The organism is Mesorhizobium qingshengii (assembly GCF_027563465.1).
Taxonomy (GTDB): Bacteria; Pseudomonadota; Alphaproteobacteria; order Rhizobiales; family Rhizobiaceae; genus Mesorhizobium; species Mesorhizobium qingshengii_A.
In genome coordinates, this window is the sequence record NZ_JAPFQA010000006.1 from 83,136 (window position 1) to 96,366 (window position 13,231).

14 protein-coding genes are annotated in these 13,231 nt (G+C 64.3%); 2 read left to right on the forward strand and 12 right to left on the reverse strand.

Annotation, left to right across the window (positions count from 1 at the left end):
- Position 1: 1 nt before the first annotated feature.
- From OOJ09_RS15630 to OOJ09_RS15645, 4 genes are all read right to left on the reverse strand, one after another.
- Positions 2-1,282: a cysteine desulfurase-like protein gene (locus tag OOJ09_RS15630; RefSeq protein WP_269906042.1), complete on the reverse strand. Its 1,281-nt coding sequence runs from the start codon at positions 1,280-1,282 to the stop codon at positions 2-4.
- 47 nt (positions 1,283-1,329) lie between these two features.
- Entirely contained in the window at positions 1,330-2,004 is a 675-nt protein-coding gene (locus OOJ09_RS15635) for an amino acid ABC transporter permease (RefSeq protein ID WP_269906043.1), read from the reverse strand.
- Positions 2,005-2,172: 168 nt separating this feature from the next.
- Positions 2,173-2,970: an ABC transporter substrate-binding protein gene (locus tag OOJ09_RS15640; RefSeq protein ID WP_269906044.1), complete on the reverse strand. Its 798-nt coding sequence runs from the start codon at positions 2,968-2,970 to the stop codon at positions 2,173-2,175.
- Between the two features lie 73 nt (positions 2,971-3,043).
- Positions 3,044-4,234 (reverse strand): pyridoxal phosphate-dependent aminotransferase, encoded by a 1,191-nt coding sequence (locus OOJ09_RS15645; protein ID WP_269906269.1) that lies wholly within the window; start codon positions 4,232-4,234, stop codon positions 3,044-3,046.
- A 44-nt stretch (positions 4,235-4,278) separates the two neighbouring features.
- Here OOJ09_RS15645 and OOJ09_RS15650 point away from each other — a divergent pair, with 44 nt between their 5' ends.
- On the forward strand, positions 4,279-4,425 hold the full coding sequence (locus OOJ09_RS15650) for a hypothetical protein (RefSeq protein WP_269906045.1): 147 nt from the start codon (positions 4,279-4,281) through the stop codon (positions 4,423-4,425).
- Here OOJ09_RS15650 and OOJ09_RS15655 read toward each other — a convergent pair.
- Positions 4,422-5,198, reverse strand: a complete 777-nt coding sequence (locus OOJ09_RS15655) for an HpcH/HpaI aldolase family protein (protein WP_269906046.1) — start codon at positions 5,196-5,198, stop codon at positions 4,422-4,424. The two genes, OOJ09_RS15650 and OOJ09_RS15655, sit on opposite strands and share 4 nt — an antisense overlap.
- Before the next feature lie 123 nt (positions 5,199-5,321).
- Between OOJ09_RS15655 and OOJ09_RS15660 the strand changes: the two genes are divergently transcribed.
- Positions 5,322-6,413 (forward strand): LLM class flavin-dependent oxidoreductase, encoded by a 1,092-nt coding sequence (locus OOJ09_RS15660; RefSeq protein WP_269906047.1) that lies wholly within the window; start codon positions 5,322-5,324, stop codon positions 6,411-6,413.
- 56 nt (positions 6,414-6,469) lie between these two features.
- Here OOJ09_RS15660 and OOJ09_RS15665 read toward each other — a convergent pair whose 3' ends face one another.
- The 7 genes from OOJ09_RS15665 to OOJ09_RS15695 form a co-directional block, all read right to left on the reverse strand.
- Positions 6,470-6,865 carry a RidA family protein gene (locus OOJ09_RS15665; RefSeq protein ID WP_269906048.1) on the reverse strand — a complete coding sequence of 132 codons (396 nt, stop codon included), beginning with the start codon at positions 6,863-6,865 and terminating at the stop codon, positions 6,470-6,472.
- A 65-nt stretch (positions 6,866-6,930) separates the two neighbouring features.
- A complete protein-coding gene (locus OOJ09_RS15670; protein WP_269906049.1) occupies positions 6,931-8,079 on the reverse strand; it encodes an acyl-CoA dehydrogenase family protein in 1,149 nt (382 codons plus the stop codon).
- The gene (locus tag OOJ09_RS15675; RefSeq protein WP_269906050.1) at positions 8,079-8,891 is read right to left on the reverse strand and encodes an enoyl-CoA hydratase family protein; all 813 of its coding nucleotides are present in this window, start codon (positions 8,889-8,891) and stop codon (positions 8,079-8,081) included. The genes OOJ09_RS15670 and OOJ09_RS15675 overlap by 1 nt, the downstream gene beginning before the upstream one ends.
- Positions 8,888-9,358 (reverse strand): MarR family winged helix-turn-helix transcriptional regulator, encoded by a 471-nt coding sequence (locus OOJ09_RS15680; RefSeq protein WP_269906051.1) that lies wholly within the window; start codon positions 9,356-9,358, stop codon positions 8,888-8,890. The genes OOJ09_RS15675 and OOJ09_RS15680 overlap by 4 nt, the downstream gene beginning before the upstream one ends.
- The gene (locus OOJ09_RS15685; protein WP_269906052.1) at positions 9,352-10,125 is read right to left on the reverse strand and encodes an SDR family NAD(P)-dependent oxidoreductase; all 774 of its coding nucleotides are present in this window, start codon (positions 10,123-10,125) and stop codon (positions 9,352-9,354) included. The genes OOJ09_RS15680 and OOJ09_RS15685 overlap by 7 nt, the downstream gene beginning before the upstream one ends.
- Positions 10,122-12,416, reverse strand: a complete 2,295-nt coding sequence (locus OOJ09_RS15690; RefSeq protein ID WP_269906053.1) for a bifunctional salicylyl-CoA 5-hydroxylase/oxidoreductase — start codon at positions 12,414-12,416, stop codon at positions 10,122-10,124. Before OOJ09_RS15690 ends, OOJ09_RS15685 begins: the two co-directional genes overlap by 4 nt.
- Positions 12,417-12,557: 141 nt before the next feature.
- Positions 12,558-13,157, reverse strand: a complete 600-nt coding sequence (locus OOJ09_RS15695; RefSeq protein WP_269906054.1) for a VOC family protein — start codon at positions 13,155-13,157, stop codon at positions 12,558-12,560.
- Between the last annotated feature and the right edge of the window lie 74 nt (positions 13,158-13,231).

The following is a 13,231-nucleotide window of genomic DNA, read 5'->3' on the forward strand; positions in this document are numbered from 1 at the left end:
TTCAAGACAACTTGGCGATGATGGTGCGCAGCGCTTCGCCGAACCGTCGGACTTCCTCCACCGTGTTGTAGTGGACGAGGGAAGCGCGGATGGCGCCGCTGTCCATCGAGAGGTTGAGGCGCTTCATCAGGCGCGGCGCGTACATGTGGCCGTCGCGGATGCCGATCTGCATTTCGGCCATCTCCTCGACGATCCGCTGCGGCGACAGTTTGCCGATGTTGAAACAGAAGGTCGGCACGCGTTCATTGATTCGGGCTTCGTCGGCGACGCCATAGATGGTCGCACCGCAACCCTTGAGCACGGCGAGCATCTCGCGCGCCAGCACCAGCTCATAGTCGCGGATGGCGCCCATGCCGGCAACGATGTTTTCGCGCCGCGAGCGGTTGTTGGATGGCGCAAGGTTGCGGCCGATCAGCTCCAGATACTGCACGGCGGCATCCATGCCCGAGACATTCTCGTAGATGAAGGTGCCGGCCTCGACCTTGTAGGGCGGCTCGTCGGGGATGAAATCCTCGCGGAACGTCGGCAGCCGCTTCAGCGTTTCGAAGCGGCCCCACAGGAAGCCCATATGCGGCGAGAAATTCTTGTAGCCGGAGCAGACGAGATAGTCGCAGTCCCAGGCCTGCACGTCGATCAGCCCGTGCGGCCCATAGTGCACGCAGTCGAGGAACACTTCCGCGCCGGCCGCATGCGCGATCCTCGCCACCGAGGCGACGTCCACGATCGAGCCGATCGAATGCGCCGTCACCGTGCAGGCGACGAGGCGGGTGCGGTCGGAAACCAGCGGGCGCAAATCGTCGACATGCAGGTTGCCGTCGTCGCGCATCCGCCACCATTTGAACTTGGCGCCGGCCTGCTCCAGTGCCAGCCATGTGGCGATGTTGGCATCATGGTCCATGTCGGTGATGACGATCTCGTCGCGCTCGGACAGCATCTGGCCGATGCCGAGGCTGACCAGGCGGATGAACGAGGTGGCGTTCATGCCGAAGCAGATTTCCGCCGGACTGTAGGCGTTGATCAGCAAGGCCACGCTCGCGCGCGCATCGGCGACCGACTGGTCGACGGCGACGCTGCGGCCATAGCGGCCGCCGCGCTGCACATTGTGCGCGACCAGATGGTTGGTCACCGCGTCGAGCACGCTCCGCGGGATCTGCGCGCCGGCGGCGTTGTCCAGGAAGATGAAGTCGCCGGCCTGCTGCAGGGCCGGAAACATGGCGCGGATGGTTTCGACCGGGAATGCGCCGGAGGCGCTGTTCGCTTTGTCGGTTTGATGCTTGTTCACGGATACGCTCCTGCGAAGGACTTGGCGGTTGGGATCGATTGGCGAGGTCAGCGCGTCTTCTCGGTCTTGAAGCGGCGCTCGAGCAGGCTGACGAGGCGAACCATCGGCCAGAGGAAGATGAGATAGACAAGGGCTGCGCCGATCAGCGGCGAGGGGTTGGCGTAAAGCGACTGCGCGTTGGTCGCTTCCTTCAAGAGTTCCGGCAGCGCCACGGTCGAAGCGAGCGAAGTGTCCTTGAACATCGAGACGCAGTTGCTGGTCATCGGCGGTATGACCACGCGGACCGCCTGCGGCAGCACCACCTTGCGCAAGGTCAGCAGGAACGGCAGGCCAAGCGCCTGCGATGCCTCGAACTGGCCGCGCGGAATGCTTTCGATGCCGGAGCGGAACACTTCGCTCGAATAGGCCGACATGATGAAGGCGAAGGCAGTCACCGCGGAGGCCCAGGACGACAGGCGTATGCCGAGGAAGGGCAGCGCGTAGTAGATCAGGATCAGCACGACCAGCACCGGCAGGGCGCGGAAGATGTCGGTGTAGCCGATCGCGAGCCACCGCAGCGGCTTCGGCGCGTAGAGCCGCACCAGGCTGATCAACAGGCCGATGGGGATGCCGATGCCGATGCTGAGCAGCCCGAGCAGCAGCGTGTTCAGGAAGCCGCGCAGCAGCGCTGGCAGGCTGGACATGATGACATCGGGGTTGAAGAAGGTGTCCAGCAGCGACATGGGAGCGTTCCCGAACCGTTTTGCGTCCCGTGACGCCAGAGCAAAGTGTGCCCAGTTAAAATCAATTGGCCTCGCCGATGGCGAGACGGTTTGCGCGAAGGCTGGCGTCGGAGCATCAAATGAATCGTGCCGGCCTGGAAAGCCGGCACGATTTCAGTGCATTGCCGCTCAGGCCTTCGGCAGCGGCATTTCCTTGACCGTCGAGGAATCGGCGGGGGCGTCGCTGCCGAACCACTTCTTGTGGATGGCGGCCAGCGTGCCGTCCTTCTTCATCGCGGTCAGGGCGTCGTTCAGCTTGCCGAGCAGCGGGTGGTCCTTGGTCATCATCAGGCCGTATTGTTCGCCGGTCTTGATGCGCTCCTTGACGGTCAGGTCCTTCATCTTGGTGAAGGAATACTGCATGCCCGGAATGTCGCTGACGGCGGCATCGACGCGGCCGGCGCTGAGGTCGAGCAGCAGGTTCTGCTGCGTGTCATAGCCCTTCACGTCGCTGAAGCCGTCAGCCTCCTGATGCGCCTTGACCCAGGTTTCGCCGGTCGATCCGGACAGCACGCCGACGATCTTGCCCTTGAGGTCGGCCTCGGCCTTGATCGGGCTGTCGGTCTTGGTGGCGATGCCCATGTCGGAATCATAGTAGGGCTGCGTGAACGACTGCGACTTCAGCCGCTCCGGCGTGATGGTGATCGACGAGATGGCGACGTCGATGCGCTTCGACGTCGTGGCGGCGAACAGCGCCTGGAAGCCGAGATCGGCGATATCGGTGGTCATGCCGACGCGCTTGGCCGCTTCGTTGACGATGTCGACTTCAAAACCCTCGAAGGTGCCGCTCTCGTTCTTGTACTCGAAGGGCGGATTGGTCGGGTAGGCGCCGACATTCAGCACGTCGGCGGCATAGGCGGTGGCGGGTCCGGCGGCGATGCCGATGGCGACAGCGAGAAGAAGCAGATTGCGGCGAGTGAAGCTCATTTGTGTTCCCTCTGTTGTTGATCGGGCGGGTTGGCCCCGCACGGTTTTTTGCCGCCCCACCTCCGGCAGGGCGTCAATTCATGGCAGCGACCATGCGGTCGAGCGCGGTCGCTATCTGGTCGCGTTCACGGCAGACGCACATCCGCAGGAAAGCCGTTGCCGAACTTCCGAACAGATGGCCAGGCGCCAGCCCGACACGCGCCGTCTCCAGAATCCTGGCGCAGGCACGACGTGCGTCGCTTTCACCGTCCATGGCAAAGAAGGCATACATGCCGCCACGCGGTTTCGTCGGCAGGATGACGCCCGGTATCTGCGCCAGCCTCTCATAGGCGAGGTCGAGGCCGGTCCTGATCCGCTGCCTGATCTCCTCGACCAGCGGTTCGCCCTGGCGGATGGCCGCAACAGCGCCGGCCTGGATCGGCGCCGCCGTGCCGCTGTTGATATACTGGGTCATGGCGCCGAGCTGGTCGGCCACCCCGGATGGATGCGTCAGCCAGCCAATGCGCCAGCCGGTCATCGCCCAGGCCTTGGAGAAGCTGTTGACCGACAGCACCCGGTCGCCGTCCTCGGCGATCTGCAGGATGGAGGGGGCAACGTTGCCGTCGAAGTAGAGCCGGCCATAGACCTCGTCGGAGATGATCCAGATGCCGGTGCGCCGGCTGAAGTCGAGCAGGGCCTGCATCTCCTCAGCTGATGCAGTCCAGCCCGTCGGGTTGGAAGGCGTCGACAGGAAGATTGCCCGCGTGCGTGCGTCGCAGGTGGCGAACAGCCGGTCGAGGTCGAGATGCCAGTCGCCCTTGAAGTCGAGCGAAAACGGTCGCGGCTCGCCGCCGATCAGGTGGATGGCGTTGTGGATGTTGGGCCATTGCGGCGCGACATAGACGACATTGGTGCCGGTATCGACCAGCAGCTCAAGCGCCAGGTACAAGGCCTGCATGCCGCCCGGCGTGACGGTGGTGCGCGCGATGGGGATCGACCGGCCGTGCAGGCGCGTCTGATAATCCGACAGCGCTTCATTCAGGGGCCCGTGGCCACGCATGTTGGGAACGTAGAAAGTCAGGCCCTCATCGAAGGCTGCCTTGGCGGCGTCGCGGATGAAGGCCGGCGTCACCATGTCGCCTTCGCCATACCAGAGCGCGATCACGTCGCCGAGTTCGCGCGCACGCACGGCAAGGTTGGCGATGTTCTCGGTATGCAGATCACGGATTTGAGCGCGCACGCCATCGAAAGCATAGCGCGCGCTGGACGATGATTGGGGCAGCATGAACGACAAGGACTGAACCCTTTGAACCCACCCGGAGCACCGCGATGGACTGGCCGGCAAGCCCGTCCGGCACGGCAGGCGCCATCGACTTTGGAATGCTTATCCAAACCACGACACTTTTCAAGGCAAAAGTTTTAAGCTTAAAAAGTTTGGCTGGCATGTTGCCCGGCGGACATGCCTTTTCGCGCTAGCTTCGCCCGTTTCGCGCCAGTTCGGCATGCGCGGCGGAATAGCCTGCCGCAGCACCCGCACCGAGAAACATCGTGTCGCTGGCCAGCACAAAGAAGCTGGCGCCGATGGCCGCCCACTGCCCGACATCCTGCGGCTTTGCGCAGAAGATGCCGGCGGTTCTGCCGTTGGCAACCGTCGCGCTGATAATCCTGCGGATCGCATCGGCGAGCTTGTCGGCGCCCTTCGGGCCAAGCGCATCGATCGACACCGAAAGATCACCGGGGCCAACGAAGATCACGTCGACGCCGTCGACGGCGGTGATCGCTTCGATATTGGCCAGCCCTTCTGACGTCTCGACCTGTATCGCCACGACGATCCTGTCGTTGGCTTCGGCAAGATATTCGGGAATGCGATAGCCATAGCCGGCGGCACGGCCGGGCCCGACGCCGCGCTCGCCCAGTGGCGGATAGCGCGAGGCCTTGACGGCCATAGCGGCCTGGGCGGCGGTCGAGACGCGTGGCACGAGTACGCCCTGCGCCCCGCTGTCCAGCACCGCCTGGATTGCTTCCCGCGCATGGCCGGGAACGCGCACCATCGCCGGCACGCGGTGGACGTCTGCCGCGCGCACCATGGTCTCAATCATGTCCCGCGAGATCTGGGCATGTTCCCAGTCGATGCAGAGGAAATCGAGGCCGGACTGGGCCATCACTTCGACAGCGACGGGATGGGGAATGGCGGCAAAGGAACCGATGAGGCTCGTCTTGCCGGTGCATTTCTGGCGGAATTCGCTCATGCCGATCCTCTTTCTCGTCCTGCCCAAATCCATATCCGCAAACGATGGCGAGGCGAAGCTATTTCATGCTTGAAATATTTTCGCGGAGCCGTAGCGTGCCATCTCCCGCCGAGAGGTCGCGTCATGAACAAACCACATCCCCTGCACGGCTCCAACAAACTGAAGCTTGGCGTCTTTTCGACCAATGCGGATGGTGGCCTTGCCATCACCGACGTGCCGGAACGCTGGACGGCAAGCTGGCGGGACAATCTGACGGCGGCCCAGATCGCCGACCGCGCAGGCCTGGAGTTCATGCTGCCGATCGCACGCTGGCGCGGTTTTGGCGGCCGCAACAAGGTGCGCGAGTGGTCGTTCGAGACCTTCACCTGGGCGGCGGCCCTTGCGGTGGCCACCGAACGGATCGGCCTGTTCATGACCGTGCATGTGCCGCTCGTGCATCCGCTCTATGCCGCCAAGGCGCTGGCGACGGTCGACCATATCAGCCAGGGCCGCGCCGGGCTCAACATCGTCTGCGGCTGGAACCCGAAGGAATTCGGCATGTTCGGCACGCCGCTGGTCGAGAAGGGCTACGACCAGGCGGCCGAATGGATCGAAATCCTCGAAAAGCTTTATGCGTCGGCCGAGCCGCTCGATTATGAAGGCACCTATTATCGCCTCAAGGAAGCCGTCAGCCGGCCGGCCAGTCTGCAGGTCCCGCGCCCGGTGACCATGAACGCCGCGTTCGGCGGGCCCGGCCGCGATTTCGCCGCCGCCCGATGCGACTATCTGTTCACGACCTTTTCCGAATTGAGCGATGCCGGCAAGCATGTCGCCGATATCCGCGAGCGGGCCGAAAGAGTGGGCCGTGATGTCGGCGTCTATACGGTGGCGCATGTCGTATGCCGCCCGACGATGGAAGAGGCGCAGGCCTATTACACCCGCTATGCCCTGGCGATGGCCGACCACGACGCGGTCGATGCCCACATGGCGGGCAAAAAGGAATTCTCGCAATCGCACGACCCGCACGCTTACGACCGCTACCGGCAGCGCTTTGCCGGCGGCGCCGGCACGTACCCGCTGATCGGAACGCCGGAAACGATTGCCGCCGAAATGGTCGCCATTGCCGAGCAGGGCTATCAGGGCATCGCGCTGTCTTTCGTCAACTACACGCAGGAACTGCCCTATTTCTGCGACCACGCGCTGCCGCTGCTGAGGCAGGCTGGGCTTCGCGAATAAATAATTCCGCACGGACAACTATTCAGGAGATTGGCTATTCCTGAACAACGAATTCGTTATTCCGGGATAACCGCGGTGGCCTGGATTTCGACCTTGGCGCGGTCCTCGACCAGTGCCATCACCTGCATGGCGGCCATCGCCGGAAAATGCCGGCCGATCACCTCGCGATAGGCCTCGCCGATACCCCTGAGATTGGCGAGGTATTCGGCCTTGTCGGTAAAATACCAGGTCATGGAGGTGATGTGCCGCGGCTCCGCCCCGGCCTCGGCCAGCACCGCCACGATGTTCTCGAGCGTCTGCCGCACCTGGCCGACAAAGTCGTCGGTTTCGAACTGGCATTGGCCGTTCCAACCGACCTGTCCGCCGATGAAGACCAACTGCCCACGCGCGGCGACGCCATTGGCATAGCCGACCGGCTTCGCCCAGCCTTCCGGCTGCAGGATCGTGTGCATTTCAAGCCTCCCGGTATTCTAAAAAACCAAGTCTCAAAATCGAATGCCCGTCAAATTTCTTGCCGTCAGGCCGCGCCCATCACTTGCCGCGCGATCACCACTTTCTGCACGTCCGAGGCGCCCTCGTAGATGCGCAGCGCGCGGATCTCGCGATACAGGCTTTCGACGATGTGGCCTTTGCGGACACCGTCGCCGCCATGCAGTTGCACCGCCTTGTCGATCACCTCTTGCGCCTTGTCGGTGGCGAACAGCTTGGCCATCGCCGCTTCGCGGGTGACCCGCGCCGCGCCCATGTCCTTGGTCCAGGCGGCACGGTAGACCAGAAGGGCAGCCGCATCGACGTCGAGCGCCATGTCGGCGATATGGCCCTGCACCATCTGCAGTTCGGCCATCGGCGCGCCGAACAGTTTGCGCTCGGCCACCCTCTTGATGCTTTCATCCAGCGCGCGGCGGGCAAAGCCGAGTGCGGCCGCACCGACGGTCGAACGAAACACGTCGAGCACCGACATGGCGATGCGGAAACCGTCGCCCGGTCTGCCGATCAGCGCCGAGGCAGGCAGGCGGACCTGGTCGAACGACAGGCGCGCCAGCGGATGCGGCGCGATCACTTCAAGCCGTTCGGCGATGCCAAGGCCCTTGGCGTCGCCAGGCACGAGGAAGGCGGAGAGCCCCTTGGCGCCCGGCGCCTCGCCGGTGCGGGCAAAGACGACGTAGAGGTCGGCGATGCCGCCATTGGAGATCCAGGTCTTCTCGCCGGACAGGACGTAGCTGTCGCCATCGCGGGTCGCCGTCATCTCGGTGTTGGCGACATCCGATCCCGAGCGTGGTTCCGACAGGGCGAAAGCGGAAATCGCCTTGCCGGCGCGTGTCTTCGAAAGCCATTGCTGCTGCTCGGGCGTGCCGAACAGGCTGAGCGCGCCGGTGCCAAGCCCTTGCATGGCGAAGGCAAAATCGGCCAGTCCGTCATGGCGGGCAAGCGTTTCGCGCGTGATGCACAGCGTGCGCACGTCGAGCGGTCCCGGATTGTCGGTGTCGAACGCCGTGGCCTTCAGCCAGCCGTCCCGGCCGAGTTTTTGCACCAGCTCGCGGCAGGCGGCATCGACGTCATGGTGATCGACCGGCAGGTTCTTTGCGCACCATGCCTCCAGCCGCTCGGCCAGCTGGCGATGGCGGTCCTCGAAGAAAGGCCAGGAGAGGAAACTCTTGTCAGCCATCAATTGCCCTCGAATACCGGCTTTTCCTTGGCCACGAACGCCTTGTAGGCGCGCTCGAAATCGCGCGTCTGCATGCAGATCGCTTGCGCCTGCGCTTCCGCCTCGATCGCCTGGTCGAGACCCATCGACCATTCCTGGTTGAGCTGCGTCTTGGTGATGCCGTGGGCGAAGGTCGGGCCGGAAACGATGCGCGCCGCCATGTCGAGCGCGTCGGCCTCGAGGGCGGCGGCGTCGACCAGCCGGTTGTAGAATCCCCAGCGCTCGCCTTCCGCCGCCGTCATCGTGCGGCCGGTGTAGAGCAGTTCGGCGGCGCGGCCCTGGCCGATGATGCGTGGCAGGATCGCGCAGGCGCCCATGTCGCAGCCGGCGAGACCGACGCGCGTGAACAGGAAAGCCGTCTTGGCTTCCGGCGTGGCGATGCGGATGTCGGAACTCATGGCGATAATGGCGCCGGCGCCAACCGCGACACCATCGACAGCCGCAATGATCGGTTTGCCGCAATTGAGCATCGCCTTGACGAAATCGCCGGTCATGCGGGTGAAGGCGAGGAGCTCCTTCATGTCCATCTTGACCAGCGGGCCGATAATGTCGTGGACATCGCCGCCGGAGCAGAAATTGCCGCCATTGGACAGGAACACCACGGCATCGACGTCGTCGGCATAGACGAGGTCGCGGAATGTGTCGCGCAGCTCTGCATAGCTGTCGAAGGTCAGCGGGTTCTTGCGCTCCGGCCGGTCGAGCCGGACCTTTGCGATCCTGCCCTCGACCTGCCAGAGGAAATGCTTCGGCTCAAGCCCGGCCATCGCGGTCATTCGCGTCCCTCCCAGTTGCTGCGGAACGAGGTCAGCATGCCGGTCAGCCGGCGCGCGTCATCCTCGCTGACCTTGCCCAGCAATTCTCCGATCCAGCCTTCATGTACCGCGGCGATGGTGGCGAAGGTCTGCGAGCCTTCCTCGGTCAGCCGCACCATCGAGGTGCGGCGGTCGCCATTGCGCCGGGCGCGGGCGACCAGCCCTTCCGAAACCAGCCGGTCGACAATGCCCGTGACATTGCCGTTCGATACCAGCAGGAAGCGCGACAGGTCGCTCATCAGCATGCCTTCCGGCGCCCGATAGAGCGCGGCCATCACATCGAAGCGCGGCAACGTCGTGTTGAATTCCTTCTTCAGCCGCTCGCGCAGCTCGGCCTCGATCGTGCGCGAGGCACGCAGCAGCCTGATCCACAGGCGCAAGCGGTCCTTGCCGGGTCCCGATGGCGCGGGCAGGGGGCCGGCTACCATGTTTCGCCTCCTGAAATGGAAATCGTCTGTCCGGTGATCGACCGGGCCGCATCGCCGCACAGCCACAGCACGGCGGCGGCAACCTCCTGCGGCTGGATGAAGCGGCCTTGCGGATTGGTCGAGGCAAGGCTCGACCGTGCCTCACCGGCCGAGCGGCCGGTCTTTTCGACGATGCGCTGGATGGATGTTTCCAGCATTTCGGTTTGCACGAAGCCTGGGCACACCGCGTTGACGGTCACGCCGGACTTCGCCGTCTCGGCCGCCAGCGCCCGCATCAGGCCGACGACGCCGTGCTTGGCGGCGACATAAGGCGCGACATAGGCATAGCCCTTCAGTCCGGCGGTCGAGGCGATGAAGACGATCCGGCCGGCCTTTCGCTCCGCCATGCCGGCCAGCGCCGGCTTCACCGTCAGGAAGGCGCCGGTCAGGTTGACGTCGAGCGTGCGCTGCCAATCGGCAAGCGTCGTCCTGTGCGCCGGCGTGCTGCCGGCCATGCCGGCGTTGGCGACGACGATGTCGAATGGCCCGCGCGCTGCTTCGGCCGTCTCGTAAAGGGACATCATTGCCGCCTCATTGGCGACATCGGCGGCGATGCCGAAGATGCGGTCGTTTTCGCCAGCCACCTTGGCGAGTTCCGCTTCCCGGCGCCCGCAGATGGTCACGTCGATGCCGGCGCCGGCCAATGCCAGCGCGATTGCGCGGCCGACGCCGGAGCCACCGCCGGTGACGAGCGCATGCTTGCCGACAATCGCTGTCGCGGCCGTCATACTTTCAGCCCCGCGGCCGCATCACGCTCGGCCAACCTGTAGAGCTGGTCGCGGCCAGGCAGATAGGGATCCGGCCACTTCACGCCGCGATCGCCGAGCGTGACCGCCGCATGCAGCGTCCAGTAGGGGTCGGCAAGGTGCGGCCTTGCCAGTGCGACGAGGTCGGCGCGGCCGGCCATCAGGATCGAATTGACATGGTCAGGCTCGTAGATGTTGCCGACCGCCATCGTCGCCATGCCGACCTCGTTGCGAATGCGGTCGGAGAACGGCGTCTGGAACATGCGGCCATAGACCGGCTTCGCGGCAATCGAAGTCTGCCCGGCCGAGACGTCGCAGATGTCGACACCGGCCTCATGCAGCAGCCGCGCGATCTCGACCGCGTCGGCTGGCGTCACGCCTTCGATACCGACCCAGTCATTGGCCGAAATGCGCATCGAGATCGGCTTCTCCGACGGCCAGGTGGCGCGCACCGCGCGGAAGATCTCGAGGGGATAGCGCATGCGGTTTTCCAGCGAACCGCCATAGGCGTCCGTGCGCCGGTTGGTGACCGGCGTGATGAAGGACGACAGGAGATAGCCGTGCGCGGCGTGGATCTCGAGCATGTCGAAACCGCAGCGATCGGCCATCTCGGCCGAGGCCACGAATTCGCCGCGCACCTTGTCCATGTCGGCGCGGTCCATCGCCTTCGGCACCTGGTTCTGCGGTGACCACGCCACGGGCGACGCCGCCATCACCGGCCAATTGCCGGATATCAGCGGCACGTCGGTGCCTTCCCAGCCGAGCCGCGTGGAGCCCTTGGCGCCGGAATGGCCGATCTGCGCGCAGATCTTGGCTTCGGTCTCGGTGTGGACGAAATCGACCAGCCGCTTCCACGCCACTTCATGTTCGGGCGCATAGAACCCGGGGCAGCCGGGCGTGATGCGGCCTTCGGGGCTGACGCAGGTCATCTCGATATAGACCAGTCCGGCGCCGCCCTTGGCGCGCTCGGCATAGTGCGTGAAATGCCAGTCGGTGGGACAGCCGTCGACGGCCTTGTACTGCGCCATCGGGGAGACGACGATCCGGTTCTCGAGCCTCATGTCGCGCAGCCTGAACGGCGCGAACATCGGGGCGCGGCGAAGGTTGCTGGCGGCGGCGCCCGCCTGGCGCTGGAACCATTCCTCGGCGCCGCCCAGCCATTCGGCGTCGCGCAGCCGCAGATTCTCGTGGCTGATGCGCTGCGAGCGTGTCAGCAGCGAATAGTTGAACTGCACCGGATCGAGGCCGAGATAGCGCTCGACCTCCTCGAACCATTCGAGCGAATTGCGCGCCGCCGACTGCAGCTTCAGCACCTCGGTGCGGCGGGCATCCTCATATTTGCGGAATGCGGCGGCGAGGTCCGGTTCGGACTCGACATAGTCGGCCAGCGCCACCGCGCTTTCCAGCGCCAGCTTGGTGCCGGAGCCGATCGAGAAATGCGCCGATGCCGCCGCGTCGCCCATCAGCGCCAGGTTCTTGTAGGACCAGCGCTCGCACAGCACGCGCGGAAAATTGATCCAGGCCGAGCCACGGATGTGGTTGGCATTGGTCATCAGCGCGTGGCCGCCAAGATGCTTGGCGAAGATGCGCTCGCAGGTGGCGATCGATTCCTGCTGCGACATCGAGCCGAAGCCGAAAGCCTGCCATGTCTGTTCGCTGCACTCGACGATAAACGTCGCGGTGTCGCTGTCGAACTGGTAGGCGTGCGCCCATACCCAGCCATGCTCGGTCTTCTCGAAGATGAAGGTGAAGGCATCGTCGAACTTCTGCTTGGTGCCGAGCCAGACGAACTTGCACTTGCGGGTGTCGATGTCGGGCTTGAAGATGTCGACGAAGGTGTTGCGCGCCCTGGAGTTCAGCCCGTCGGCGGCGACGACCAGATCATGCGTTTCCATATAGGGCTTGGGATCGGCGATGTCGGTCTCGAACATCAGCTTGACGCCGAGTTCGCGTGCGCGGCGCTGCAGCAGGATGAGCAGCCGCTTGCGGCCGATGCCGCAGAAGCCATGGCCGGTCGAAACCGTGCGCACGCCGTCATGGATGACAGCGATGTCGTCCCAGTAGGCGAAATGCTTCTTGATCCAGACGGCGCTGACGGGATCGTTCTTCGACAGGTTTTCGAGTGTCTCGGCCGACAGCACGACGCCCCAGCCGAACGTGTCATCGGCGCGGTTGCGCTCGAACACCGTCACATCATGGGCGGCGTCCCTGAGCTTCATCGAGATGGCAAAGTAGAGGCCGGCTGGTCCGCCGCCGAGAACCGCAACCTTCATCTGTGCGATCTCCTCTTCGCTTGCTGATTTGAGTATCGCGCCGGTGGCAAATTATTTCAAGCTTAAAGTTTCATATCGAAACGATTATCCGGACAATGGCGAAGGCGCGCTTGCGTGTCGTCATGCAAGCGCGCCGTCCGATCACTTTTCCGGGTTCTTTGGGCTCCACAACACGGTCTCGGCGCCTTTCTCGTAAGCCATGCCGGTCGGATAGCTGATCGCTTCCAGCTGCAGGCCCCAGGGTGCCTGGAAGTAGAGGATGGTCTGGCCGGCGGCTGGCCCCTCCTTGACCGGCAGCGGTCCCAATCTGGTCTTCACGCCCTTGGCGTCGAGATACGCCTTGGCGGCCGCGACATCGTCGACATAGAAGGCGATGTGGAAGCCGCCGATGTCGCTGTTGCGGGCTTGCAAATCCTTCTGGTCCGGTGCGGTGTATTTGAACAATTCGATGTTCGATCCGTAGCCGCAGCGGACCATGGTGATCTCTTCGATCACCGCCTTGGGGTCCACCCCCAGCAGATCCTGCATGAAACTGCCCTTGTCGTCGGCGAACGGGCCGAACGACATCGCCTTCTTGCAGCCGACCACGTCGGTGAAGAAGTCGACCGCCTGCTTCATGTCGGGAACCGTGATGCCGGTGTGATCGTGCCCGCGCATGCCGGGGATCGAGCCGGCCACGGCCATGCCGGCACTGCCAAGGATAGCCGCCGCGAACGTTGTGTTTCGAAGTATCGTCTTCATGTCAGTCCTCCTCCATTGGCGGGACTTGGGTCATGCCGGCCGCACGTCCGAGGCCCGCTTTTCGGCGTGCGTAT